The following is a 25468-nucleotide window of genomic DNA, read 5'->3' as shown; positions in this document are numbered from 1 at the left end:
GCTGCGCTGGGCGTCGCCAGGCAGCCACTTCATGCGGCACACGACCCGGCCGGTGCGGCTGTCGGGCGTGGAGCTCGCGGCGGGCGAGCCCGTGGTCGCCTGGATCGGCTCGGCCAACCGCGACCCCCGCCGTCTTCGCCGACCCCGACACGTTCGACCCGGCCCGCACGCCCAACCGCCACCTCGCCTTCGGCAGCGGACACCACTACTGCATCGGATCCCACCTGGCCCGGCTGACGCTGCAGCTGTTCTTCGCGACGCTGTTCGCGACCTTCGCCGACGTCGAGGTGGCCGGCGAACCGGTCCGGGTGCGATCGACCTTCCTCACCGGTTTCAAGAAGCTGATCATCTCGGGGACGCCCAGGAGAGGCCAATGACGACAGAGATCCCGTTCACCTACGCCCAGCAGCTGCTGCTCGGGCTGGAGCAGGCCGTGCCGGGGAGCGTGGTCAACTCGACGTTCATCGTGCGGGCCGCCTACCGGGTGGCGCACGAGGTGGACGCCGGCGTGCTGCGCCTGGCCGTGGACGACGTCGTGGCCAGGCACGACGCGCTGCGCACGGCCGTGTCCCGCGACCCGGACGGCGAGGTCCGGGCACGGGTGCACGAGAGCGCGCCGGGCCGCCTGCTGGTGCACGACGTGGACGACGAGGACGCCTTCCTCGCGATGGCCACCGGCTCGGTGTACCCGCCGGAGGAGCCGCCGCTGCTGTGGGTGCACCTGGGCCGGTGCGCGGACGGCACGAGCCTGCTGGTGATCGTCGCCCACCACCTCACCTCCGACGCCTGGTCGCTGCCGCTGCTGGCGCGCGACCTGTCCGACGCCTACACCGCCCGGCTGCGCGGCGGGCCGCCGCCGGGCTCCGCCGTCATGGGGTACGCCGAGGTCGCCGCCGACGACTTCTCGCCCTCCTGGGAGCGGACGATCACCGACGCGCTGCCGTACTGGAAGGAGCGGCTGGACGGCGTGGCGGAGCTCGCCATGCCGGTGCCGACGCCCGGCCGCCGCGGCGACCAGCGGACGTGCCGCTTCACCGTGCCCGGCCCGCTGTGGCGGGACCTGGGCCGGGCGGCCCGCCGCCGCAGGACCACGCCGTTCACCCTGCTGCTGACGGCGTTCACCGCGTCGGTCTGGGCCGGGCGCCACGACGCGGTCGTGCCGGTCATCACCGCGGGGCGCAAGCCGTCGGAGTGGTACACGGCCGGGTTCATGCTCAACATGTTGTGGCTGCGGATCACCACCGGCGACCCCGCCGACCTGGACGAGCTGAGCCGCCGCGCCGACGAGGCGTGCCGGGCGGCCTACCGGCACGACGTGCCGCTGCTGCGGGTGCTGCCCGAGGCGCCGGAGCTGGCGGCCGTGATGTTCGACCCGTCGGAGGTCGTCGAGCGCACCTTCCCGGTGTTCCAGCTCATCCCCAGGACGCCGTTCGCCCCCACCGCCGAGGACCCGGCGCTGGTGCTCACGCCGGTGCCGGAGGAGCGGCAGCCCGCGCCCGTGATGCCGGTGCACCTGCTGTGGTCGATGCGGGTGGACGAGGAGGTGGTCGGCATCGTCTCCTACGAGGCCGCGATGTTCGGCCGGGACTGGGTGGAGGAGAAGGTCGCCGGGTTCCTGCGCGTGCTGGAGCGGCTGGCCGATGCTTGAGCTCATCGAGCCGCACCTGGGCGGCACGGCCACGGCGATCGCCGACCGCGAGGGCGAGCTGTCCTACCGGGACCTGGACCGGCTCAGCGCCGGGCTGGCCCGGGTGTTGCTGGACGCGGGCCTGCGCCCCGACGAGCCCGTGGTGATCCATGCGCATCTGTCCCGGTGGGCGGTGATCGGCATGCTCGCCGTCCTGCGGGCCGGCGGCCGTTACGTGGCCATCGACGCCGCCTTCCCCTTCCAGCGGCAGCAGGACGTCGCGCAGGCGTGCGGGGCGCGGATCGCGCTCATCGAGCCCGACATGATCGTCCCGCTGACCGGCCCGGCCCGTCGCGTGGAGATGTCCGGCACGGAGCTGCCGGACGGGCCGCTGCCCCCGACCTCGGCACGGCTCGCCTACACCTGCTTCACCAGCGGCTCGACGGGCGCGCCGAAGCCCGTCACCGTCTCGCGCGCCGCCCTGGCCTGGTCGACCGGGGCCCGGCTGGCCCACTACGCGGCGCCGGTCACCGGGTTCCTGCTCTGCTCGTCCATCTCGTTCGACAGCTCGGTCGCCGGCATCTACTGGACGCTGGCCTGCGGCGGCAGGCTGGTCATCCCGAGCCAGCGCCCGTCCGACCTGGCCGCCGTCGCGCGCTTCGCCGTCGAGCACCGGCCCTCGCACCTGCTCATGGTGCCGTCGTTCTACGGGCTGGCGCTCCGCAACGGCCTGGCCGAGGCGTTCGGCTCGCTCGGCACGGTGATCGTCGCGGGCGAGACGTGCCCGCCCGCGCTGGTCGGGGAGCACTACGCGGCGCTGCCCGGCGCGGTGCTGCACAACGAGTACGGCCCCACCGAGTGCACCGTCTGGAGCACGGTCCACCGCTGCGTCCCCGAGGACGCGGCGGCGTCCCGGGTGCCGATCGGCCGCCCGGTCCCGGGGGCGCGGGTGTCCATCGCCGATCCCGGCCCGGACGGCGTCGGGGAGCTGGTGATCTCCGGCCCCGGCCTGGCCGAGGGCATCGGGGACGCCTACCGTACCGGCGACCTGGTCTCCCTGCGCCCGGACGGCGAGCTGCTGTTCCACGGCCGCGCCGACCACCAGCTCAAGCTGGGCGGCGCGCGGCTGGAACGGGCGGAGATCGAGCACGCCATGGCGGGCTTCCCCGGCGTGCTGGCCGCCGCCGTCGGGGTCGCGCGGGCCGGTTCCGGACCGGCCCGGCTCAAGGGCTACCTGGTCACCGGCGAGGACCGGATCGACCGCCGGGCCCTGCGCGCCCATCTGCTGGACCGGCTGCCGATCGTGGCCGTCCCGACGGTGTTCCAGCGGGTGGACGCGCTGCCGCGGCTGCCCAACGGCAAGGTCGACTACAACGCCCTCGACGGCGGCTGACCGCCTCCCGGGATGATGGGGGGCGTTCCGTACGCGGTCGCCGGGAACCGCTCGCGGCCGGTCAGGCAACAACAGTTGTCCTGATTCATCGCCGAAAGGCCACGAAGTGAGCGCCGCGAACCCTACGGAAGGTGATGACGCCTCCCATGTCCAACGCTCCCTGCACGAACCGGAAGCCTTCGCCGAGCTGTTCCGCCGGCACGCCTCCGGCATCACCCGGTACGTCACCAGGAGGCTGGGGGCCGACGCCGCGGACGACGTGGTGGCGGAGACGTTCCTGACGGCGTTCCGGCAGCGCGGCCGTTACGACCTGTCCCGCCCGCACGCCCGTCCCTGGCTGTACGGCATCGCCACCAACCTGATGGGCCGCCACGTGCGCACCGAGGTGCACCAGCTGCGCGTGCTCGAACGAACCGGCACCGACCCGGTCACGGCCTCCTTCACCGACCGCAGCGACGACCGGGTCAGCGCCGCCGCGGCCCGCCGCCGCCTGGCCGGGGCGCTGGCGACGCTGCCCCGGGGGCACCGGGACGCGCTGCTCCTGGTCGCGTGGGCCGGGCTGACGTACCCCGAGGTCGCCGAGGCGCTGGACGTGCGCATCGGAACCGTGCGGTCGCGGATCAACCGGGCCAGGGAGAAGTTGCGCGGGGAGCTCGGCGGAGTCAACCCCATGGCCATCGTCAGCGAGGAGCCCGTCCATGAATGAGATGACCGAGCTCGAACGCCTCCGCTCCGAGGTGCCCGCGCCCGCCGCGGACGCGCTGGCCGCGCAGGAGGGCCGCTTCCTGGCCGCGCTGGCCGCGGAGGGGGACCGCGTCCCGGCCGCGCCGCGCGTTCCCCGGCGCGCCCGCTTCCTGCTCGCGGGACTGCTGGCGGCCGCCGTGCTCGCCGCCGTGGCCGTGCTGGGGCCGGTGGTGGGCGGCCGCGACGCCCGTCCGGCCGCGTACGCCAACGCCGCGATCGACATCGAGCTGCGCGGCGACGAGTACGTGGCCACGATCAAGGACCCGTTCGCCGACCACGCCCTCTACAACGAGGCGTTCCGGGCGATGGGCCTGGACGTCGCCCTCGACCTGCGGCCCGCGTCCCCGACGGGGGTCGGCCGGGTCTTCCGGCTCGGCTTCGCCGGCACGACCGAGCACGACCGCATCGGCGGCACCCTCCGGCCGCACGGCTGCACCCCCGGGCAGCCGGGCTGCGCGCTCACCGTCACCGTCTCCAAGGGGTTCGGCGGCAAGGGGACGCTCTACCTCGGCCGTCCGGCCAGGCCCGGCGAGCCGTACCAGAACAACGCCGACGCCGGCCGGAAGGGCGAGGCCCTGGAGGGGTACGTCGCCGACGGCCGCACGGTCGCCGAGGTCCTGGCCGAGACGCGCAGGCGGGGGCTGGGGGTGACGTTCCAGGTCATCGAACCCGCTCCCGACGGGAACGGCTTCTCGGTGAACCCGCGCGAGCAGTCGGCGAAGGTGGGCGGCCACTGGGTGGTGTGGGCCGCCGAGCCGGAACGGCAGGGCGCGGTGCGGCTCCTGGTGTCGGAGAAGCGGGTGCCGAAGAACCCGGTGAGCGGCGAGTGACCTCGCGTCTCCTCTCACACCTCGCCGCTGTTTCCGGCGAAATGATGGCGCGTGCGCGCACATAGGCAGAGGTGTCCGAACAAATGATTCGATGAGGAGATCCGCCATGGGAACCGCCCGTGGATGACGAGCGGTCGGCCAAGTTCGAGGCCGCCTACGACCGGGCCTACGGCCAGATCACCGCCTACGCCGTGCGCCGGTGCGACTCGCCTCAGGACGCCGCCGACGTGGTGGCCGAGACCTTCACCGTCGCCTGGCGCCGGGTGGACGAGCTGCCGGAGGGCCCCGAGGCCACCCTCTGGCTGTACGGGGTGGCGCGCAAGGTCCTGGCCAACCACTTCCGGGGCGACAACCGCCGCAGGGAGCGCACGGCCGAGCTGGACGCCGAACTGGCCGACCGGTACGGCCACTCGCCCGACACCCAGGTCGAGCTGGACGCGATCGGCCGGGCGTTCCGCAGCCTGCCCGACGACGACCGGGAGCTGCTGTCCCTGGTCGCCTGGGAGGGGCTGGAGCGCGAGGAGATCGCGAAGGCGCTGGGGCTGTCCCGCAACGCCGTGCGCATCAGGCTGCACCGCGCCCGCAAGCGCCTGTCGCGCGCTTTGACGTCGGCGGGCGTGCACGTCACCGCAGAGAGCCGGTTGGTCCCGGCGGAGAGGCCGTTGGGGGGAGCCCTGTGAAGGACACCGTGGAGGACACCGTGAAGAACGCCGACGAGATCGCGGCGATCAGGGCGTTGGCCCGGGTCGCGCCGGGCGAGCGGGGAGGTGAGCCGTCCGGCGCGGGGGCGCGGGCGCTGCTGGCCGCGATCACCGCCGAAGACCCGGGGCCGGAGCCGGGCACGGCCCGGCGGGTGCGGCGCGGCGTCAGGCCGCGGCGGCTGGCGCTCGGGCTGGCCGCCGCGGTCGCGCTGGCCGCCGGTGTGGTGACGGTCCCGATCGTGCTGAAGGACGGCGCGCCCGCCTCGTGGGCCGTCAACCTGGACGACGGGATGGTGACGATCCGGATCCGCGACTTCGACGACGCCCCGGAGCTGGAGCGGCGGCTGAAGGAGCTGGGCGTGCCCGCGATGGTGGACCACGTCCCGACGGGCATGATGTGCCGCGAGCCGCGCGGGAAGTTCGTGGAGAACATCCCGCGTGGTCTCTACAGCGTGCCGGAGAACATCCCGGGCGAGACCGAGGGCTGGCAGATGCGCATCAACAGCAAGCTGTTCGGCCCTGGCCAGACGTTCGTCTGGACCATCAGCGGCAAGACCGGCATGACCACGACCTACCTGATGGAGGGCCCGGTGTCGCCCTGCGAGCCGGTGCCCGCGCCCACGCCGCGGCAGATCGAGCCGGAGTTCCGCGCCGCCACCGACCAGGGCCGCTCGCTGGCGGGCCTGCGGGTGGACGAGAAGACGGTCGGCGAGGTGCTGCCCGAGCTGCGGAAGCGCGGGAAGAAGGTGATCTTCGCGATCATCACCGTCCCGCCCGGCAACCCGGGCGGGTACGGCATCGACCGCACCCAGAGCACGCCCGTCGGCGACGACTGGGTGGTCTGGGAGGCGGAGGAGAACGCCGAGGGGGTGATCCGGCTGCTCGTGACGGAGGAGCGTCTGGACAGGAACCCGGTCTACGGCGGCCCCCGCGACGCGGTCATCAAGGACTGACCGGCGCTCCCGCGCGCCTCCGGGGGAGGCGCGCGGGACGGTCACCAGGCGAGCGGCCCGTCGGCGTCGAAGTAGCCGCCGGTGGGGCCGTCCGGTCCCACCTGGGCCATGCGCACGATGATCTCGGCGCCCTGCTCGACGGTCTGCACGCCGCTGTTGCCGTTCAGGTCGGTACGGGTGAAGCCGGGTTCGACCGCGTTGATCCGCATCTGCGGGAACGCCTTGGCGTACTGGACGGTGACCATGTTGACGGCCGCCTTCGAGGCCGGGTAGGCGACGCCCGGGTACGGATAGCCGACCATGCCGGGGTCGGTCATCCGGGACAGCGAGGCCAGGCCGCTGCTCACGTTGACGACGACCGGCGCGCCGGATCGCCGCAGCAGCGGCAGGAACGCGTGGAGCACGCGCACCATGCCGAACACGTTCGTCTCGAACGTGCGCCGCATCATCTCGGCGGTCACCTCCGCCGCCCCGGCCACCTCCTGGTCCTCCCCCATCTCCACCTGGATGCCGGCGTTGTTGACCAGCACGTCCAGCCCTCCGTCCGCCTCGACGGCCCGCGCCGCCGCCGCCACGGACGCGTCGTCGGTGACGTCCAGCGCCACCGCCCGCGCGCCCAGCCGCTCGGCGGCCAGCCGTCCACGTCCGGCGTCCCGGCTCGCCACGTAGACGGTGTGCCCCGCGCCGACGAGCCGCCGCGCGGTCTCGAACCCGAGCCCCTTGTTGGCCCCTGTGATCAGTGTCGTCGTCATGGGCACGACGCTAGGAATTCGAGCGCGCTCGAAGTCAATTCGCCCTGGCAGGCCCGGCACAGGCGCACCGGCGGCCCTCACCCTGCCCCGTACCCGATGACCTTCCAGGGAGCGTCGTCCGACTGCCGGCCCGTGAGGAACAGGTACGGCCAGTGCCTGTCGTCGTCCGGCGGCTCCTCATCGCACCGGCGCACCTCGATGTCGACGGCGATGGCCGCCAGATACGCGCGCACCACCACATCGGCGGCCGCGTCCCGCTTCGGCATGGTGACCGGCGGCCCCTGGGTGACGGAGCAGGTGGAACAGCCCGCACCACAGCACACCAGGAGCAGGGCGGCCAGCGCCGCGAGCAGCTTTCTCGTCGTCAACCCCTCGTCCTTCCCACTCGTACGCCTGCATGCGGGGAGAGGGCGTCGCCGAGCTCCCCCGTCGCGGAGGTCAGCGTTTGAGGTAGGCGAGGACGGCCAGGACGCGGCGGTTGTCGTCGGCCGAGGGGGCGATGCGGAGTTTGGTGAAGATGTTCGCGGTGTGCTTGGCCACCGCGCTCTCGCTGAAGTGCAGGGCGGCGGCGATGGCGACGTTGGACCGGCCCTCGGCCATCATCTCCAGCACGTCGAGCTCGCGCGGGGTCAGGCTGCCGATCATGCCGCGCGCCTGGCTGCGGGACAGCAGCTTGGTGATGACCTGGGGGTCCATCACCGTGCCGCCCGCCGCGACCCGGCGGACCGCGTCGACGAACTGGTCGGTGTTGGTGACCCGGTCCTTCAGCAGGTAGCCGACGGCGCCGTCGCCGGTCGCCAGCAGCTCGTTGGCGTAGAGCTGGTCGACGTACTGCGACAGGACCAGGACGGGCAGGCCGGGACGGCGGCGGCGGGCCTCCAGCGCGGCCTGCAGGCCCTCGTCGGTGTACGTGGGCGGAAGCCGGACGTCCACCACGGCCACGTCCGGCTCGTCCTCCAGCAGCGCCCGCAGCAGGGACGGGCCGTTGTCGACCGACGCCACCACCTCGCAGCCGTGCTCGCGCAGGGTCCTGGTCAGCCCGTCCCTCAGCAGGAAGAGGTCTTCGGCGAGGACAACGCGCACGGGATCTCCAGGGTCGCAGTGGTCGGCCCGCCGGGCGGGCTGTGCAGGGTCAGGACGCCGTCGAAGGATCCCAGACGACGCCGGAGCCCGCGCAGCCCGGTGCCCTTGGCCGGGTCGGCGCCGCCACGGCCGTCGTCGGTGACGGTGGCGCGCAGCCGCCGCCCGTCGTGGTCGAGGACGATGGCGACCTCCCGGGCGGCGGCGTGCTTGGCCGCGTTGGCGAGCAGCTCACCGATCGCGAAGTAGGCCGCCGACTCGACCGGCGAGGGGAGCCGGCCGGTCAGCCGGGCCTCGACGTGGACGTCGAGGAAGCTGTCCAGCGCCAGCGACCTGACGGCGTCGCCGAGCCCCCGGTCGGCGAGGACCGGCGGCTGGATGCCGTGCACCAGGTTGCGCAGGTCCTCCAGGGCGCGGGCGGCGGTCTCGCCCACCTCCAGCAGCAGCGCGCGGGCGGCGGCCGGGTCGCTGTCGAGGAGCCGGGTGGCGCTGTCGAGGGTCAGGCCGAGGGAGACGAGCCGGGCCTGGGCGCCGTCGTGCAGGTCGCGCTCGATGCGCCGCAGCTCGGCCGCCTGCACGTCGAGCACCTGTGCGCGGGCGTCGGTCAGGTGGGCGATGCGCCGGGCCATCTCGGCGCGGCGCGGCACCGCCAGCAGCAGCCGGGTCCAGCGCGCGTGCAGGCGCAGGGTGGGCGGGGCCAGCAGGAGCCCGGCGGCCATGAAGGCGATCCCGAGCACGAGGGCCGCCAGCATCGTCGCAGTGTCGCTCACCGGGACGAACGCGTACCAGTTGTCGTCGCCGAGCAGCGGCCACACGAACGGCTGGACCAGCGCGCCGAACGCGCCGTACCAGAGGAAGGCGAGCGGGATCGCGACGAGGGCGCCGCCGATCCACGGCTCCAGCCAGGCCCAGACCAGGTCCCGCCAGAACCCCTCGGCGGCCAGGATCGCCCCGGCCCGCCTGTACCGGCTCCAGGACGGGTCGCCGGCGAACGGCTCGGCCGGGGCGACGTGCGTGCCCGTCCACCGGGCGGCGCGGTCGCGGGCGCGGTCGGACAGCGACCGCAACGTCCTGGCCCCGGGCCCGAGCAGCCAGAAGCCGGCCCCGACCGGCAGCAGGACGAGAGCCAGGACGACGAACGCCCCCACCGCCGACACGGCGACGGCGAGCAGCCCCGCGAGCTGGCAGCGCGCCGCCGCGGCCGGCCTCCCCTTCCCCCTCATCGAACGTGGATTCTAGCCGGTGCCCTCCACACCCAGAGCAGGGCCGCCAGCAGGCACGTCACGCCGAACAGCGCGATCGGCGCGAGCGCGCCCGCCTCCTCGTCCATGAACAGCAGCAGGCCGAGGTTGACCAGGGTGTGGAAGCCGCCGGTCAGCAGCAGCCGGTGGCCGCGCAGCCGTTCCACGGCCAGCCCCATCACCACCGACATCGACACCGTCGCCAGCAGGAACGCGGCCGCGTACAGCGGCGGCCGGCCGAACACCGGCACGTGCCAGGCGCCCCACAGCAGGCCCACCACGACCGACGCCGCCAGCGGGCCGGTACGGCGGCGCAGCAGCGGCTGGAGCAGGCACCGCCAGCCGATCTCCTCGGCGCACGCCCCGATCAGCTGCGCGACCACGATCAGCGCGAACGGGCTGCCCAACGCCCCCGGGGCGGTGAAACGCGCGTCGCCGGTCAGCAGGCCGTACACCCCGGCGCTCAGCGCGACGATCAGCAAGGCCGTCACCTGCAACGCCACTCCGACGGCAGCCGCTCCGGGCAGCGCCGGCCCGTCGCCACGGCCCACGGCCCCGGTCAGCGCCTCGCGGGCGGTGCGCGGCCACAGCAGCGCGACGACCGCCACGGCCAGGGCCGGGCCGAACTGGGTCAGCTGGATGACCTCGGCCGGGATCGGCGTGCCCGCCTGCGCCGCGCCCAGAACGCCCGCCGCCACGAACGCGACGGCGACGAACACGCCGGCCGGCGCCACCACGCCACGGGCCGTCCTGCTTCCTGTCTGCACCATGTGCTCTCACATCCTCGTCGAACCGGTAGATCCAGGACGACGATCCCGCCCGCCGCACGGCCGGTCACTGCACCTGTCCCCCGGGCGAGGGTGGATCCAGGTACACCCCCCGGCCCGCGCCGGAGCCGGTCGCGGTTGGCCCTGGCCGGACATCTCTGCCAAGATCACCGTGTTTCGCCCCGCCTTGCACCGAGGAGCCCTGTGGACAGGAGACGTTTTCTCACCCTGACCGGTGTCGCCGGACTGGCGGCCGCCACAGTGCCCGCCGCAGTGCCCGCCGGGCCCGCCTTCGCGGCGGCCTACCCGTCCGCGGACGCCGGGCTGACCGCCGAGGCGCACGCCAAGCTGGCCGAGCTGGCTCCCTACGGCGTCACGGCGCTCGCCTTCACGCCGTCCGGCGGCTGGGTCGTGGTCACGCAGGACGGGCGGTACTTCGCCCGCGGCATCCCCGACGCCTGCTTCACGGAGCTGGGGGCACTGGTCAAGGCCGGCCGGAAGGTCAACGCCATCGCCTTCCCGCCGGAGGGCGGCGACCGCTGGGTGATCACCACCGAGAAGGGCGTGTCGTCCCGCGGCCTGCCCGCGGCGTGCCTCAGCCGGATCAAGGCGTACTACACCGCCGGGCAGCAGGTCGTGGACGTGGCCTTCCCGCCCGCCGGGGGCGACCGCTGGACGGTCGTCGCGTCCGGCGCCTTCCAGGCCAACGGCGTGGACGACGAGTGCTACCAGATGATGCGCAACCTGACCCAGGGCGGCCGCCGGCTGACCCGCGTCGCCTTCCCCAAGGCCGGCGGCTGGGCCCTGGTCGCGCAGGACGAGTTCCACGCCCGCGGCGTCGACGACGCCTGCTTCGCGAAGATGAAGAGCCTGGCCGGCGGCGGCTGGCAGCTGCACAACGTGGCCTTCGCGCCGGGCGGCGGCTGGGCGCTGTGCTCCCGGGGCAAGGCGCCCGCGCTGCCCGCCGACCGGGTGCGCCAGTTCGAGAACGCGGTCGGCGGCTCGACCATCTGGCAGCGGATGAGCGCGTACAAGACGCCGGGCGTGGCGGTCGCTGTGGTCGTCGGCAACAAGATCGCCTGGTCCACCGGCTACGGGCGGCTCGCCGCCGGAGGCGCCCCCGCCGCGCATCCGGAGAGCGCGTTCCAGGCCGCCTCCATCAGCAAGGCCGTGGCCGCGGTGGGCGTGCTGCGGCTGCTCCAGACGCGCAAGATCGCGCTCACCGCCGACGTCCGGCCGCATCTCGGCTGGACGCTGCCGACCCGTTCGTGCGTGTCGCCGACGGCGGCGCCGACCGTCGAGCAGCTCCTGACGCACCGGGCCGGGGTCGTCGGGCGCGGCTCCACCTCGCCCGCCGGGGCCTGCTCCGGCTTCGACGCCGGCGGCGGCGGCTTCGCCGGGTACGGCGCCGCCGCCACGGTCCCGTCACTGCTCCAGGTCATGAACGGCGAGGGCAACTCCCCCAGGATCGAGCTGTCCACGGAGCCGGGCGCCGAGTACCACTACTCCGGCGCCGGGTACGTGCTGCTGCAGCGCATGGTGGAGGAGCTGACCGGCCGGTCGCTGGCCGACTACATGGGCCAGGAGGTGTTCGCCCCGCTGGGCATGGCGGGCAGCTCGTACGCGCTCTCCCCCGCCTTCGAGCTCGCCTCCGGCCACACCTCCACCGGGACGGTCATCCCGGGCGGCCACAACCGGTACCCCGAGTCCGCCGCCGCCGGCCTCTACACGAACGTGCTCGACCTGTGCCGCCTGGTGTCGTACCTCAACCGGGCCTGGACCGCCACCGGCGACATCGCCGGGCCGCTCACCCGTGCCTCGGTGCGCTCGCTGCTCACCGAGGGCCCGCAGCCCGGGATGGGACGCGGCCTGTTCGTCGCCGGCTCCGGCACCCGGGACTTCTCCTACACCCACGACGGCTCCAACTACGGCTTCAGGTCGGTGTTCAAGGGTTATCCGGAGCTCGGCGCGGGCTACGCCGTGCTGGCCAACGGCAACGACACGGCGCTGGTCAACGAGGTCGCCGCGGCCGTCAGGTCGGTCTACGGCTGGGCGTAGGGCGCGGCGGGGTCAGGCCGGGCCCCTCTCCAGCTCGGCCAGGCGGCCGACCAGCCGGGCGGCGGTCGGCCGCAGGGCGGCGGTCGGCCGCAGGGCGGGGTCCTTGGCGAGGGCGTCGGTCAGCAGCGGGCGCAGCAGGACGGGAGCCGCCCCGACGTCGGCGTTGCCCTCCACGATGTTGAGGAAGATCTTCTCGAACGAGCCCTCGCCGAAGGGCTGCCGGCCGGTGGCCGCGAAGAGCAGCGTGGCCCCCCAGGCGTGCACGTCGGCCGGCGGCCCCACCCGCTGTCCCGAGATGATCTCGGGCGAGAGGTAGCCGGGGGTGCCGATGAACATGCCGGTCATGGTGAGCCTGGTGGAGTCGACGGCCTGGGCGATGCCCAGGTCGATCACGACGGGGTCGCCGTCCACCAGCAGCACGTTGCTCGGCTTCAGGTCGCGGTGGACGACCCCCGCCGCGTGCATGGCGGCCAGCGCCTCCGCCATGCCCCTCCCCACGCGGATCAGGGCGGCGACCTCCAGCGGCCCCTCCTGGCCGACCAGCTGGTGCAGGGGCACGCCGGGCACGTACCGGGTCACGATGTAGGGCGGGTCGCCGGTCACGTCCGCGTCGACGACCTCGGCCACGTGGTCGTCACGGACCAGGCGCATCACCTCGACCTCCCGGGCCAGGCGCCGCCGGGCGAGGGCGTCGCCGGCCACTTCGGGACGCAGCACCTTGATCGCCACCTGCCGGCCGCCCGGCTCGACGGCCAGGTGCACCACGCCGGTGCCGCCCTCGCCCAGCCTGCGGACCAGCCGGTAGGGGCCGAGGCGGTCACCGCGCGGGCCGCCGTGGGGGCCGCCGTGGGGGCCGAGACGGTCACCGCGCGGGCCGTCGGCCGGCGCGCCCGGCTGCTCGTCCCCCCGTTCGCCGCCGTATGCCGCCGCCGGATCATGGTCGCCGCCCGCCCGCCGCGCGGTCGCCGGGTCTGAGCTGCGGGGTCGCGGGTAGGGCCCCTGGCATGGACAACGAGCGGAGAGCGGCGGGGACCGTCATCGTCGTGGGGGCCGGGATGGCGGGGCTGGCCTGCGCAGTGCGGCTGCACGAGGCCGGCGTGCCGGTACGGGTGCTGGAGGCGTCCGACGGGGTGGGCGGCCGGGTGCGCACCGACGTCGTGGACGGGTTCCGGCTGGACCGCGGCTACCAGGTGTTCAACACCGCCTACCCCGAGGCCCGCCGGTTGCTCGACCTGGACGCGCTCGACCTGCGCCCGTTCGCCTCGGGCGTGATCGTCCAGGGGACGCGGGCCAGGGCCAGGGTGATGCTGCCGTGGCGGCATCCCCGGCACGCGCTGAGCGGGCTGCTGACCGGCCTCGGCACGCCGCGCGACGACGCCGTGCTCGCCGCCGTGACGGCCCGCGACCTGGCGCTGCCGGCGTCCCGGCTGCGCGGCGGGCCCGACCGGCGCACCGACGACGAGCTGCGCGCCTGGGGCATGTCGGACAAGATGATCGACTGCCTGATGCGTCCCTTCCTGGCCGGGGTGCTCCTGGAACGCGACCTGGAGACCTCCAGCCGGATCTTCCACCTGTTCTGGCGGTCGTTCGCGCGCGGCACCATCGCGGTGCCCGCCCTCGGCATGGGCGAGATCCCGCGCCGGCTCGCCGACCGGCTGCCGCCGGGCACCGTCACGCTCGGCGCCCGTGTCATCGAGGTGAGCCCGGGCGGCGTGCGGCTCGCCGACGGCGCCACGGTCGGGGGCCGGGCCGTGGTGGTGGCCGCCGACCCGGGGGCCGCGGGCCGCCTGCTGAGCGGGATCGAGACGCCGGAGATGCGCGCGGTGACCACCTTCTACCACGCCGCCCCCCGCTCCCCCATGCGCGAGCCGATCCAGGTCGTGGACGCCACCGGGGCCGTCACCGACACCCTGGTGCTCACCGACGCGGCCCCCGGGTACTCCGCCGACGGGCGGGCGCTGGTGTCCACGTCGGTCCTGGGCCTGGCCGACGACGAACGCCCGGTCCGCCGCCGGCTGACCGAGATCTACGGCGACACCTCCGGCTGGGAGCACGTGGCGACGTACCAGGTGCCGGCGGCGCTGCCGGCGATGCGGCCGCCGTACCCGCTGCGCAGGTCCGTGCGGCTGCGGGCCGGCCTGTACGTGTGCGGCGACCACCGCGACACCGGCTCCCTGCAGGGGGCGCTGGTGTCCGGCCGGCGCGCGGCCGACGCCGTGCTCGGCGACCTTCCGTCACTGCGCGCAGAAAGCCTGGCCGCCCTCGACCGGGCGGCGCTCTAGCGGCCCCTGGTCACGACTCGCGCAGGGCGCCGGAGCGGCCCGCGGTCACAGCTCGCGCAGCGCCTGCATGGCCTCCCGTTCGATGCGGGCGAGGTCGCGCAGGACGGCCCCGGCCTGGTCCAGGTACGCCGCCTCGCGCCCCTCGCCGGCCTTGGCGATCAGGGCGGCCACGTCCGTCCACAGGGCGGCGGCCTCGGCGTACAGGCGGTGGCCGGCGCGCAGGCGGTCGTCGTCGACGAATGCGGCGCACTCGCCGAGGAAGTCCCGGTAGAGGGCGCGGAACAGGCTGCCGCCGGTGCCGCCCCTCTCCATGAGGAGGGCGGCGAGCGACAGGTCACGCGCGGGCTCCGCCACGCGGTCCAGCCACGTGGGCACCAGGCGGGCGGCCTTGTCGATGCCGCGGTGGCCCAGGTTGGCGATGGGCGCGGCGAGGAACGCCTCGGCGCACGCCCTGATCGCCGGGACGGCCCGCTCCCGCCAGGCGGGCGGGCCGCCCGGCAGGGTGAGGGTGAAGGACCGGTTCCTGGCGGTCATCGGGCCGCGTTCGGACCGCGCCGCCGCCAGGCTGTCCCGGCTCGTCCGCACCGCGCCGCCCTGTTGCGCGGTGTCCACCAGGTACGCCTGCCGCTCGTCGTAGCCGTACATCGCGACGACGTGGCCGCCGAAGTGCACCTTCGAGCCGAAGTAGTCCAGGTGGTGGCTGTCGAGCTGGAGGCCGACCGGCAGGCCGCCGTCGATGCGGGCGGCCACGTTCTCCCAGGCCCGGCGGGCCGAGCCGGTCTCGGCCACGTCCAGGGTCAGCCCGAGCCTTTCGGCCAGGTTCCTGGTGAGCTCGAACGGCCTGACCCGGCCGCCCAGGAACGGGACGTCCATGCCCTTGGCGTCCCAGTAGACGAAGGACAGGCCCGAGCCGAGCCCGAACAGCATGGGCTCGGACAGGTCGAGCCCCTGGTGGCGGAGCAGCACCCCCAGCGCCGTCGTCTCGCAGTGCTCCATGCCGCGAGCCTCGATGCCTTCCACGATGGTCATGCGTCGCTCTCCTCTGGCCGGTTCGGTCATCGGGCGTGGGGCCGCCGGCCGGTCCGGCCCCGTCAGGCAGCCTGCCGCCTCCCACGGGGGGAGAGTCCATCGTCCCGCCCCCGGAAGCTTCGCGCCTGATGCGGCGGGCGGCGCTGGGCCGCCGGGCGGCGCGCCCTCAACCGCCGGTGCAGCCCCGCCGGTCAGCTGTAGGCGCGGATCGTCCGGTCGAGCCACTCCGCGTACGCCGGCACGCTGGTGTACAGACCGGGGCCTTCCGCGCAGGACGGGCTCTTGGCGCCGGGCCCCGAGGTGACCCCGATGAGCTCCCATCGGCCGTTCCCGCCCCGCTGCAGCTGCGGTGAGCCGGAGTCGCCGTTGCACGCCATGGCCTTGGGCACCTGGCTGACCGTGCACAGGCGGGTGCCGCTCGCGTATCCGGGCCCGCACTCGGACGGGGCGCCGCGGCGCGTGTCGAGCTGGTTGAGCCGCGGGGACATCTTCCAGTCGGCCGGGTCGGGCTTGGCCTCGGTGACGCCGAAGCCGATGATCCGGGTCGGGGTGCCGGGCCGTCCCGGCCGCGCGGCGATCGGCACGGGCTTGGAGGTGACGGGACGGTCCAGGCGGACCAGGGCGATGTCGTTCCTGTTGGGCGTGTTCTGGGAGTAGCGGGGGTGGAGCACGGCCTGGGCGATCTCGCGCACCTCCCCGCCGGACCCGCGCTGGTCGCTGCCGACCCGGACGGTTCCCTTCGGGATCGACCCAATCTCCATGTCCAGGCAGTGGGCCGCGGTCACCACCCACTGCGGCGCGATGAGCGCCGCTCCGCACACGCCGTCCGTGAGCCCCATGGCCGGGGCCGAGATCGGGATCGAGGCCATGAACGGGTACGCCTCCGTGGCCTTCCCGCCGTTCACGATCGCTCCCGCGCCGCCGGCGGTGACGGCGAGACAGGCCGCGCCCGCCACGGCGACGACGGCGGAACGACCCAGGACACGACCCAGCGATTTACTACTAAACAACTGATTTATCCATTTCAGTGCGTGATTACGATGAAAACACGCTATCTGCGAAGAATTCACGCGCATCAGTACGCCAGCACGCCAACCCGCGGTAGGGACAACCCCCCTCACGACGCGCTGCGGTTTTCCGCAGCAGGACTGGGCGGAGCACCGCATTCCGCCGTACGGCCGATCTTCCTAACGTTGACCGCATGATGCAGACGATGATGAACGTGCTGGTGGCGGCGACGATGGCGGCGGGCGCGCCGGGCGCCGGGGTGGGCAAGGAGCTGGCCGGGATCGTGGCAGGACAGGGCGCGACGGCGGCCCTCGCCCGGGTCACCGACGAGCGCGGCACCTGGACGGGCTCGGCGGGCGTCCGCGACGTCGAGCGCGGCGGACGCCCCTCGCCGGGCGGCTACTTCCGGATCGGCAGCGTGACCAAGACCTTCGTCGCCACCGTGGTGCTCCAGCTCGTGGACGAGGGCAAGCTGAAGCTGGACGACCCGATCGGCGACCACCTGCCCGGCCTGGTCCCCGGCGGCGACCGGATCACGGTCCGCGGCCTCCTCGACCACACCAGCCACCTGTACGACTACATGAGCGAGCCCGGCTACTCCACCAACCGCTGGCGCGGCGAGGCCCGCTTCCGCTCCTACCGGCCGGGCGAGCTGCTCAAGGTGGCCTTCGCCAAGAAGCTCCCCGACGACGGCAGATGGCACTACTCCAACACCAACTACGTGGTGCTCGGCCTGCTGGTGGAGAAGCTGACCGGCCGCACGTACGGCGAGGAGGTCGCCCGCCGGATCCTGCGCCCGCTGGGCCTGCGCCACACGCTGGTCCCCGGCGACCGGGCGGGCCTGCCGTCCCCCCACGCCAAGGGGTACGAGCCGATGCCCGGCCTCGTGGACGCCACCCGGATGAACCCCTCGCTGGACTGGGCCGCGGGCGAGATGATCTCGACCGCCGCGGACCTGGAGCGGTTCATGTCCGCCCTGCTGGGCGGCAGGCTCACCAGCGCCGCGTCCCTGAAGGCCATGCGCACGACCGTCGAGACGGGCGCCGGGTTCCGCTACGGCCTCGGGCTGCAGGCGTACGCGCTGCCGTGCGGCACGGTGTGGGGGCACAGCGGGGAGCTGATCGGCTACCTGACGTTCGCGTTCCGCTCGGACTCGGGCAAGTCGCTGACCCTGTCGCTCAACCCCTCGACCAGGAACCCGTCCACGGCGGAGATCATGGGCATGGCCGTCAAGGTATTCTGCGGGACCGCGGGCTGAGCAGCCCCCGAGACCACGAGGAGGATCCGTGACGACTCCGACGGACGGCCCGACGGGCGAGCCGCCGCTCGCGGGCGCCTTCCGGCTCCCGGACGGCTCCTGGATCCGCGGCCGGGGCCTGCGCCACCCGCTGCCGGACGGCCCGGCGCCCGGCTTCGGCCTCTACCTCGGGTCGGCCCGGCTCACCCGCCGCCACGAGGACGGGCTGCGCTGGCCGCACGCGTGGATCGAGTGGCCCGACTTCCTGCTGCCCCGCGACCGTGACGCGGCCGTGGAGCGGATCCGCGACCTGCACCGGCGGGCGCGGGCGGGCGAGGCGGTCGAGGTGGCGTGCGGGGGCGGCGTGGGCCGCACCGGCACCGTCGTCGCCTGCCTGGCCGTCCTGGCCGGTCTCGACCCGGCCGACGCCGTCGCCTGGACGCGCGAGCACCACCATCCCCGGGCGGTCGAGACCCCGTGGCAGCGCCGCTGGATCCTGCGCTTCCCCGGCCCGGCGCGGCGCTAGGCCCGTCCGCGGGCCCCTTCGCCGGTCCGGGTCTCGGCGAGCAGGCCCTCTTCGAGGACCACGTCGAGCTGGAGCTCGCGGTATCCGGCGTCCTCGAACAGGACCGTCAGGCGGTCCTCGCCGCGCTGGATGACCTGGCCGGGCCCCCACGCGCGGTGTTCCACCCGGGCGTGCAGCGGGAACGGGCCGCTCTCCGGGGGCGCCTGCGCGGCGGTCCCGGCGCGGCAGGTGTCGCAGTTGCCGCAGTTGCCGGCGAGCTCCTCGCCGAAGTAGCCGAGCAGGAAACGCCGGCGGCAGTCGGTGGTCTCGGCGTAGCGGCGCATCATCTCCAGGCGGCTGCGGTCGACGTCCCGGCGGCGCTCGGCCAGCTCCCTGGCGCGGCTCGCCGCCGCCCGGGGATCGAGGCCGGGCACGGGATCGACCTTGCGGGTGCCGAGGCGCACCGCGCCGGCTCTCTCCAGCAGGTCCAGCAGCGCCGTGAGGCGTCGCGCCGACAATCCGGCGCGTTCGGCCAGGCCCTTGCGGTCGCTGCCGGGGCCGGACTCGGCGACCGCCTCGGCGACCCGTGCCAGCCGCTCCTCGTCGGGCGTCCCGCCGGTGAAGAACCGCTGCAGCCCCAGGTCCTCGGGCCGGTAGAAGAGCACGGCGTCGGCCGGCTCGCCGTCCCGGCCCGCCCGGCCGATCTCCTGGTAGTACGCGTCCGGCGAACCGGGGATCTCGGCGTGCAGGACGAAACGCACGTCCGGTTTGTCGATGCCCATGCCGAAGGCGTTGGTCGCGACCACGACGTCCAGGTCACCGGCCATGAACCGGTCGTGCACCGCGTCCCGGTCGGCCCGGCGCAGCCCCGCGTGGTAGGCGGCGGCCCGTACGCCGGCCTCGGCCAGCAGCCCGCTCAGCCGGCCGGTCTGCCTGCGCGAGCTCGTGTAGACGATGCCGGGCTTCTTCGCCGCCAAGACGGTCGTGACGATGTCGCCGGCGGGGTCGCCGAGCGCCCGGCGCACCTCCAGCGCGATGTTGGGCCGGTCGAACCCCTGGACGATCTCCACCGGCGTCCGCATGCCCAGCCGCTCGGCGATCTCCGCCCGTACCGGCGGGGCGGCGGTCGCCGTCAGCGCCGCGACGACCGGACGGCCGAGCGCGTCGGCCACCGCGCCGAGCCGCAGGTAGTCGGGGCGGAAGTCGTGCCCCCAAGCCGAGACGCAGTGGGCCTCGTCCACCACCATGAGCGAGGGGGCCGCGGCGGCCAGCTCGCGCAGGACGTCGGGACGGGCGAGCTGCTCGGGCGCGCAGAACAGGAACTCCGTCTCCCCCGCCCGCAGCGCCTGGAACGTCTCGGCCCGCTCGGCGGCCCGCGTTCCCGCGTCCAGGCTGACGGCCTCCTCGTCGCGGTCACGCAGGGCCTCGACCTGGTCGCGCTGCAGGGCGATGAGCGGCGAGACCACCAGGGTCGGGCCGCGCAGCAGCAACGCCGGCACCTGGTAGATCGCCGACTTGCCGCTTCCGGTGGGCATCACCACCAGCGTGTCCCTGCCCTCGGCCAGGGCCGTCATCGCCCGGAGCTGGCCGGGCCGCAGGTCGGTCAGGCCGAGCGCCTGCCTGGCCACCCGCTCGCATTCCGCCGCCGTGTCGCCCATCCGGTCCTCTCTGGTCGGGAAGACCGTTCCTCCTGCCCCGCCGGCCGGCCGGCATGTCAGCCGCCGGCCGTGATCCGGGTCATGGCCGGTTTCCGGCGTTGCGTCCCGGGCACCGGGCTTCGCATGCGCAACCTCATGAAGGGCGCCGCGGGCGGCGCCGTGGCGACCGCGGCGATGAGCGTGGTGATGCTCGCCGGCAGCCGGGCGGGCCTGATGGAGGACCAGCCGCCGAAACGCATCGCGCGGGCGTTGCTGCCCGGCCACCGGCACCGCCCCAAACCGGGCGAGGGCGTCGTGGGGGCGCTGGCCCACCTGGGGTTCGGCGTCACCGCCGGAGCCCTGTTCGGCCTGCTGACGCGCGGGCGCCGCACCCCGTCCGCATTGGGCGTCGGGTACGCGCTGACGATCTGGATCGCCAGTTACCAGGGCTGGATCCCGAGCCTGGACATCCTGCCGCCGGTCTCCCGGGACCGGCCCGGCCGTCCCGCGGTGATGGCCCTCGGGCACGTGGTCTACGGATCGGCCCTCGCGGCGACCCTGAACCGGCTCAACGCCCGTACGGACCCCGGATGAGCGGGCGCGGCGGTCATGACGGCGGGAGCCGCAGCTCGAAGACGACGCGGTCGACGCCGGGGCCGTCGTAGTCCGGGACGGGCCCGGTGACCGTGAAGCCCATCGCGGCGTGGAAGGCGATGGACGCGCCGTTGACCGGGGAGGTGATCGCCCTGACCCGGTCGCGCCCGTCGGCCGTGGCGAGCGCGAAGAAGCGCCGGTAGAGGCGGCGGGCCAGGCCGCCGCCGCGCAGGCGCGGCGCGACGCCGACGAAGTGCACGTAGGCCAGGCCGGGCGTCGAGGGTGACAGGATCCCGACGAGGAACCCGGCCAGGCCGTCGCCGTCCTCGGCCACCAGGCTGGTGCGGTGGAAGTGGTCGAGGAACAGGCGCGGCAGCCCGGCGCTGATCGGCCGTCCCCACCAGTCGTCCAGCACGGCGACGATGCGGCCGTGGTCATCGGGCTCGGCCGGCCGCAGGCGCGGCTCCCCGGGGTCGTTCTGATCCATGATCACGTATCGTCCCGGCACCGCCGCGCGGTTGTCCAGCCGCCGGGGGTGAGCGTTGACGTCGGTTTCCGGGGCGCAGGGCGCCGACCTCCCGCCCGAGGGTGACGATCACAGATCCGACCTCCCGTCTGGTCCAGACATACATCTCGCACGGATGTCTGTCCACGGGCGTCCGCACCTCCGATGTCTCTTCCAGGCCGAGTTAGTAAAGTTTCCTAAACTTGGAGCGTTCCAAGATCGACAACTTGTTGACGGGTGTGACTCCCTGTGGGAACACGATGAAAAGCCGCTCACCCCCCAGGAGCCACCCGATGAACTCGTGGAAACCCCGGTTATGCGTCCTCGCGCTGGTCGCGGGCGCACTGGCCGTGCCCGCCGGCCCCGCCGACGCCGCCCCCACCCGGTACGAGGCCGAGAACGCGACGATCTCGCAGGGAGCCGTCGAGTCCAACCACACCGGCTACTCCGGCAGCGGCTTCGTGAACGGCGACAACGTCGCCGGCTCCTACACGGAGTGGACCCTCAACGCGCCCGGCGCCGGGACCGCCACGCTGGCCCTGCGCTACGCCAACGGCACCACCGGCGACCGGCCCGCCGACCTGGCCGTCAACGGCTCGGTCGTGGCCGCCTCCCGCGCCTTCGCCCCCACCGCGAACTGGGACACCTGGGCCACGGTCACGCTGACCGCCCAGGTCAAGGCGGGCCCCAACACGATCAGGGCCACCGCCGCCACCGCCGGGGGCAACCCCAACTGGGACTACCTCGACGCCGACGTCCAGGTCAGCGGCTTCACCGACTACCAGGCCGAGACCGCCACGATCGCGCGGGGCGTCGTGGAGTCCAACCACGCCGGCTACACCGGCTCCGGCTTCGTCAACTACGACAACGCGGTCGGCTCGTACGTCGAGTTCCAGGTCAGCGCGGCGGCCACCGGCCCGCAGAGCCTGACCTTCCGCTACGCCAACGGCACCACGATCGACCGGCCGCTGAGCGTCTCGGTGAACGGCGCCGCGACCACCCGTTCCTTCCCCGGCACCGGCGCGTGGACCACCTGGAACGAGGTCACGCTCAACGCCACCCTGAACGCGGGCGCCAACACCGTACGGGCCACCGCGACCACCGCGGACGGCGGTCCCAACCTCGACCGGCTGCGCGTCAGCGGACCGGCCGACACCCAGAAGCCGACCGCGCCCGGCCAGCCGGTGTGCGGCGAGATCACCCACAACAGCCTCAAACTGGACTGGCCGCCCGCCACGGACGACATCGGCGTCGTGGCCTACGACATCTACCAGCAGGGCCAGCTCATCGCCACCGCCCCCGCGCCGCCGGCCACGCTGACCGGGCTGACCCCCGACTTCGGCTACCAGCTGTCGGTGTTCGCCCGGGACGCCTCCGGCAACGTCTCGCTGAGCAGCCCCGAGGCCGCCTGTCACACGCTGCCCGCGCCGCCGGACGACCCGCCCTCGCCGCCCGGCACGCCCGTGGTCAGCGGCGTCCAGCCCACGTCGGCGACCGTCACCTGGGCCGCCTCCACCGACGACGGCGGCGTGCGCGCCTACCTGGTCCGCGACCACGCCTCCGGCGCCGTGCTGGCCACCGTCACCGGCGCGCCGCCCGCCACCAGCACGAGCGTGCCGCTGGAGTGCGCGCACACCTACCAGCTCGACGTCGTCGCCCGCGACACCGCAGGCCAGCTCTCCGCGCCGAGCGCGGCGTCGGCCGCGTTCACCACGGGCGGTTGCGGGACCGTGCCCCAGACGCCGACCTCCGTCGCGGGCGGCTGGGACGTGCCCTGGGACGCCTCCTGGACGCCGGACGGCTCGTTCGCGCTGGTCACCGAGCGGGACACGTTCAAGGTGTTCAAGGTGACACCGTCGGGCACGAAGACGCAGGTCGGGACCGTGCCGAACGTGCAGACCACCGACGGCGAGGGCGGCCTGATGGGACTGGACCTCTCCCCCACCTGGAACGGCACGACCGACCAGGAGGTGTTCTTCATGCACACCGCCGCCGAGGGCAACCGCATCGCGAAGATGAACTTCAACGGCAGCACGCTCAGCGGCTACACCACGATCCTCCAGGGCATCGACAAGAACCGCTACCACAACGGCGGCCGCATCCGCTTCGGCCCCGACGGCTACCTGTACGCCACCACCGGCGACGCCCAGCAGTCGGCCAACGCGCCCAACCTGAACTCGCTCAACGGCAAGATCCTGCGCCTGACCAGGACCGGGGCCGCCGCGCCCGGCAACCCGTTCGGCACCCGCGTCTACAGCTACGGCCACCGCAACCCGCAGGGCCTGGCCTGGGACTCCGCCGGCCGGCTGTGGTCGTCGGAGCTGGGCAACTCCGCGCGCGACGAGCTCAACCTGATCCAGCCCGGCAAGAACTACGGCTGGCCCACCTGCGAGGGCACCTGCACCACCTCCGGCATGACCAACCCCAAGTACACCTGGAGCGTCGCCGAGGCCTCGCCGAGCGGCATCGCGATCGTCGGCGACACGGTCTTCATGGCGGCGCTGCGCGGACAGCGGCTGTGGCGCATCGTCCTGAACGGCGAGAACGTCTCGACGGTCAACTCCTACTTCAACGGCACGTACGGCAGGCTGCGCCTGGTCGAGAAGGTGCCGGGCGCCGCCGCCATCTGGTTCGGCTCGACCAACTCCGACAACAACGGCGACGGCACCGCCGACACGATCCGCCGCTCCGCCATCCAATAGCCCCCGAGGGAGTGACCGTGCTCGCAACCCGCTTACGCACCTTCGTCCCGGTCGCCGTCGCGTGCCTGGCCGTCTCCGCGCTCGTGGCGCTGCCCGCGCGCGCGGCGACCGTGCGCTACGAGGCCGAGAACGCCACCAACGTCCAGGGCGCCGTCGAGGCGAACCACGCCGGGTTCTCCGGCACCGGCTTCGTCAACAGCGTCAACGCGGCCGGCCCGTACACCGAATGGACCGTCAATGCCCCGGCGGCCGGCACCGCCACCCTGGCCATCAGGTACGCCAACGGCACCGGCTCGGCCCGCGTCGCCGACGTCTCCGTCAACGGCACGGTCGTGTCCGCCGGGCGTTCGTTCGGCGCGACCGCGAACTGGGACACCTGGGCGACCTCCACCCTCACCGCCGCCCTGAACCGGGGCGACAACAAGATCCGGGTCACCGCCGCGTCCGCGGGCGGCAACCCCAACCTCGACTTCCTGGAGGCCACGACCGCCGACGCCCCGGCCACCGAGTACCAGGCCGAGGCGGCGACGCTGACGGGGGCGAGCGTGGCCACCAACCACACCGGTTACACCGGCGCCGGGTTCGTCGACTACGTCAACGCCCCCGGCGGCTCGATCGAGTGGTCGGTCAACGTCGCCGAGGCCGGCAGCCACACGCTGACCTTCCGCTACGCCAACGGCACCGCCGCCGGCCGCCCGATGGACGTCGCCGTCAACGGCGTCACCGCGGTGACCGGCCTGGCCTTCCCCGGCACCGGCAGCTGGGACACCTGGGCCGACGCCCGCGCCACGGTGACGCTGAACGCCGGCGTCAACACCGTCCGCGCGACCGGGACCGGCGCCGAGGGCGGCCCGAACGTGGACAGGTTGTCGGTCAGCGGCGCCGGCGGCGCCGACGGCCAGGCGCCCACCGTGCCGGCGAGCCCGCGGGTGACCGGCGTCTCGGCCACCGGCATCTCCCTGGCCTGGACGGACTCCACCGACAACGTGGGCGTCACCGGCTACCGCGTCTACGAGGGCACGACCGTGGTGGCGACCTCGCCCACCGCGAGCGCCACGGTGGCGGGACTGGCCGCCGGGTCCGCCCACACCTACACGATCACGGCGGTGGACGCGGCGGGCAACGAGTCCGGGCACAGCGCCGCGGTCACCGGCACCACGACCGGCGGCGCCGGCGGGCCCACCGCCGACCAGCTCCTCGCCAAGGTCACCACGTGCGCCCAGATCTCCAACGGCAAGTACAAGACCGACTCCGACGTCTCCTCCGGGACCGTCGCGGTGTGCGGCAAGACCGGCGGCGTGTTCTGGAAGGGCGACCTGGACATCGACTGCGACGGCGTCCGGACCGCGCAGTGCAACGAGAGCACCGACTGCTGCTTCCAGGCCGACACGTTCTGCCACACCACCTCGGACACGCCGCTCAACGCGGCGCAGCTCCCGTACGTGGTGGTGCCGAGCCCCAGCTCGATCTGGGACTACCGGACCAAGGGCATCGGCTGCGGGACGGTGGTGGCGGTCATCTACAACGGCCAGGTCGAGTACGCGGTCACGGGCGACACGGGCCCGTCGGGGATCATCGGCGAGGCCTCCTACCGCACCGCCGCCGACCTCGGCATCAACCCCGACCCGAGCAACGGCGGCACCGACTCCGGCGTCACGTACATCGTGTTCACCGGCTCCGGGACGAAGGTGGCGGCCATCGAGAACCACGACCAGGCCGTGACGCTGGGCCGGACCCTCGCCCAGCGGTTCATCGACGCCAACTGACCGACCGCGCCATGCCCTGATTTGTCCTGGATAAAACAGCAGGTAGCTGGACAGGAC

The 25468-nt window shown here is 74.0% G+C and carries 24 protein-coding genes and 1 pseudogene; 15 read left to right on the top strand and 10 right to left on the bottom strand.

Translation table 11 applies throughout. From position 1 onward, the window contains the following. Positions 1-185: 185 nt before the first annotated feature. From ABT158_RS16185 to ABT158_RS16155, 7 genes and pseudogenes are all read left to right on the top strand, one after another. A pseudogene (locus ABT158_RS16185) lies at positions 186-377 on the top strand (cytochrome P450); the annotation flags it as partial. Further along, on the top strand, positions 374-1648 hold the full coding sequence (locus ABT158_RS16180; RefSeq protein ID WP_352354267.1) for a condensation domain-containing protein: 1275 nt from the start codon (positions 374-376) through the stop codon (positions 1646-1648). The pseudogene ABT158_RS16185 and the gene ABT158_RS16180, both read left to right, overlap by 4 nt. Further along, positions 1641-3020 (top strand): amino acid adenylation domain-containing protein, encoded by a 1380-nt coding sequence (locus tag ABT158_RS16175; protein ID WP_352353842.1) that lies wholly within the window; start codon positions 1641-1643, stop codon positions 3018-3020. The genes ABT158_RS16180 and ABT158_RS16175 overlap by 8 nt, the downstream gene beginning before the upstream one ends. 106 nt (positions 3021-3126) lie before the next feature. After that, complete coding sequence (locus tag ABT158_RS16170; protein ID WP_352353840.1) at positions 3127-3726, top strand: RNA polymerase sigma factor; 600 nt, start codon at positions 3127-3129, stop codon at positions 3724-3726. Next, a complete protein-coding gene (locus ABT158_RS16165; RefSeq protein WP_352353838.1) occupies positions 3719-4594 on the top strand; it encodes a hypothetical protein in 876 nt (291 codons plus the stop codon). Before ABT158_RS16170 ends, ABT158_RS16165 begins: the two co-directional genes overlap by 8 nt. Before the next feature lie 119 nt (positions 4595-4713). Further along, positions 4714-5274: an RNA polymerase sigma factor gene (locus tag ABT158_RS16160; protein ID WP_352353836.1), complete on the top strand. Its 561-nt coding sequence runs from the start codon at positions 4714-4716 to the stop codon at positions 5272-5274. Then, the gene (locus tag ABT158_RS16155; protein ID WP_352353834.1) at positions 5271-6248 is read left to right on the top strand and encodes a hypothetical protein; all 978 of its coding nucleotides are present in this window, start codon (positions 5271-5273) and stop codon (positions 6246-6248) included. The genes ABT158_RS16160 and ABT158_RS16155 overlap by 4 nt, the downstream gene beginning before the upstream one ends. 41 nt (positions 6249-6289) lie before the next feature. Here ABT158_RS16155 and ABT158_RS16150 read toward each other — a convergent pair whose 3' ends face one another. The 5 genes from ABT158_RS16150 to ABT158_RS16130 all read right to left on the bottom strand — a co-directional run bounded on the left by ABT158_RS16150 (position 6290) and on the right by ABT158_RS16130 (position 10091). Next, the gene (locus tag ABT158_RS16150; protein WP_352353832.1) at positions 6290-7000 is read right to left on the bottom strand and encodes an SDR family NAD(P)-dependent oxidoreductase; all 711 of its coding nucleotides are present in this window, start codon (positions 6998-7000) and stop codon (positions 6290-6292) included. Between the two features lie 77 nt (positions 7001-7077). Continuing rightward, positions 7078-7368 carry a hypothetical protein gene (locus tag ABT158_RS16145; RefSeq protein WP_352353830.1) on the bottom strand — a complete coding sequence of 97 codons (291 nt, stop codon included), beginning with the start codon at positions 7366-7368 and terminating at the stop codon, positions 7078-7080. A gap of 70 nt (positions 7369-7438) precedes the next feature. Further along, positions 7439-8083: a response regulator transcription factor gene (locus ABT158_RS16140; protein WP_352353828.1), complete on the bottom strand. Its 645-nt coding sequence runs from the start codon at positions 8081-8083 to the stop codon at positions 7439-7441. Then, complete coding sequence (locus ABT158_RS16135) at positions 8047-9303, bottom strand: sensor histidine kinase (RefSeq protein ID WP_352353826.1); 1257 nt, start codon at positions 9301-9303, stop codon at positions 8047-8049. Before ABT158_RS16135 ends, ABT158_RS16140 begins: the two co-directional genes overlap by 37 nt. Next, positions 9300-10091 (bottom strand): CPBP family intramembrane glutamic endopeptidase, encoded by a 792-nt coding sequence (locus tag ABT158_RS16130; protein WP_352353824.1) that lies wholly within the window; start codon positions 10089-10091, stop codon positions 9300-9302. The genes ABT158_RS16135 and ABT158_RS16130 overlap by 4 nt, the downstream gene beginning before the upstream one ends. 201 nt (positions 10092-10292) lie before the next feature. Here ABT158_RS16130 and ABT158_RS16125 point away from each other — a divergent pair, with 201 nt between their 5' ends. Beyond that, positions 10293-12146, top strand: a complete 1854-nt coding sequence (locus ABT158_RS16125) for a serine hydrolase domain-containing protein (RefSeq protein WP_352353822.1) — start codon at positions 10293-10295, stop codon at positions 12144-12146. A 12-nt stretch (positions 12147-12158) separates the two neighbouring features. Here the strand turns inward: ABT158_RS16125 and ABT158_RS16120 are convergent, their stop codons facing one another. Then, positions 12159-12911, bottom strand: a complete 753-nt coding sequence (locus ABT158_RS16120; protein ID WP_352353820.1) for a serine/threonine-protein kinase — start codon at positions 12909-12911, stop codon at positions 12159-12161. On the opposite strand from ABT158_RS16120, the gene ABT158_RS16115 reads away from it, so the two are divergent. Both ABT158_RS16115 and ABT158_RS16110 read left to right on the top strand, forming a co-directional pair. Then, positions 12903-13121 carry a hypothetical protein gene (locus ABT158_RS16115; RefSeq protein ID WP_352353818.1) on the top strand — a complete coding sequence of 73 codons (219 nt, stop codon included), beginning with the start codon at positions 12903-12905 and terminating at the stop codon, positions 13119-13121. The two genes, ABT158_RS16120 and ABT158_RS16115, sit on opposite strands and share 9 nt — an antisense overlap. Positions 13122-13150: 29 nt before the next feature. Next, a complete protein-coding gene (locus ABT158_RS16110) occupies positions 13151-14428 on the top strand; it encodes an NAD(P)/FAD-dependent oxidoreductase (RefSeq protein ID WP_352353816.1) in 1278 nt (425 codons plus the stop codon). A gap of 45 nt (positions 14429-14473) precedes the next feature. Here the strand turns inward: ABT158_RS16110 and ABT158_RS16105 are convergent, their stop codons facing one another. Both ABT158_RS16105 and ABT158_RS16100 read right to left on the bottom strand, forming a co-directional pair. Continuing rightward, complete coding sequence (locus ABT158_RS16105; RefSeq protein ID WP_352353814.1) at positions 14474-15457, bottom strand: BtrH N-terminal domain-containing protein; 984 nt, start codon at positions 15455-15457, stop codon at positions 14474-14476. A gap of 191 nt (positions 15458-15648) precedes the next feature. Continuing rightward, positions 15649-16362: a S1 family peptidase gene (locus ABT158_RS16100; protein ID WP_352353812.1), complete on the bottom strand. Its 714-nt coding sequence runs from the start codon at positions 16360-16362 to the stop codon at positions 15649-15651. A 296-nt stretch (positions 16363-16658) separates the two neighbouring features. On the opposite strand from ABT158_RS16100, the gene ABT158_RS16095 reads away from it, so the two are divergent. After that, on the top strand, positions 16659-17723 hold the full coding sequence (locus ABT158_RS16095) for a serine hydrolase domain-containing protein (RefSeq protein WP_352353810.1): 1065 nt from the start codon (positions 16659-16661) through the stop codon (positions 17721-17723). A gap of 28 nt (positions 17724-17751) precedes the next feature. Beyond that, positions 17752-18228, top strand: coding sequence for a protein-tyrosine phosphatase family protein (locus ABT158_RS16090; protein ID WP_352353808.1), 477 nt, complete (start codon positions 17752-17754; stop codon positions 18226-18228). Here the strand turns inward: ABT158_RS16090 and ABT158_RS16085 are convergent. Beyond that, a complete protein-coding gene (locus ABT158_RS16085) occupies positions 18225-19865 on the bottom strand; it encodes a RecQ family ATP-dependent DNA helicase (protein WP_352353806.1) in 1641 nt (546 codons plus the stop codon). The two genes, ABT158_RS16090 and ABT158_RS16085, sit on opposite strands and share 4 nt — an antisense overlap. Before the next feature lie 123 nt (positions 19866-19988). On the opposite strand from ABT158_RS16085, the gene ABT158_RS16080 reads away from it, so the two are divergent. After that, complete coding sequence (locus tag ABT158_RS16080; protein WP_352353804.1) at positions 19989-20438, top strand: DUF6789 family protein; 450 nt, start codon at positions 19989-19991, stop codon at positions 20436-20438. A gap of 13 nt (positions 20439-20451) precedes the next feature. On the opposite strand, the gene ABT158_RS16075 is transcribed toward ABT158_RS16080, so the two are convergent. Then, the gene (locus ABT158_RS16075; RefSeq protein ID WP_352353802.1) at positions 20452-20925 is read right to left on the bottom strand and encodes a GNAT family N-acetyltransferase; all 474 of its coding nucleotides are present in this window, start codon (positions 20923-20925) and stop codon (positions 20452-20454) included. 311 nt (positions 20926-21236) lie between these two features. Here ABT158_RS16075 and ABT158_RS16070 point away from each other — a divergent pair, with 311 nt between their 5' ends. Together ABT158_RS16070 and ABT158_RS16065 are read left to right on the top strand one after the other, a co-directional pair. Next, the gene (locus ABT158_RS16070; protein WP_352353800.1) at positions 21237-23645 is read left to right on the top strand and encodes a PQQ-dependent sugar dehydrogenase; all 2409 of its coding nucleotides are present in this window, start codon (positions 21237-21239) and stop codon (positions 23643-23645) included. Positions 23646-23662: 17 nt separating this feature from the next. Next, positions 23663-25411, top strand: coding sequence for a CBM35 domain-containing protein (locus ABT158_RS16065; protein ID WP_352353798.1), 1749 nt, complete (start codon positions 23663-23665; stop codon positions 25409-25411). The last annotated feature ends 57 nt before the right edge of the window (positions 25412-25468 follow it).

It is taken from the genome of Nonomuraea sp. NPDC001636 (genome assembly GCF_040298265.1).
GTDB lineage: Bacteria > Actinomycetota > Actinomycetes > Streptosporangiales > Streptosporangiaceae > Nonomuraea.
This window is presented reverse-complemented; position numbering and strand designations above follow the sequence as displayed.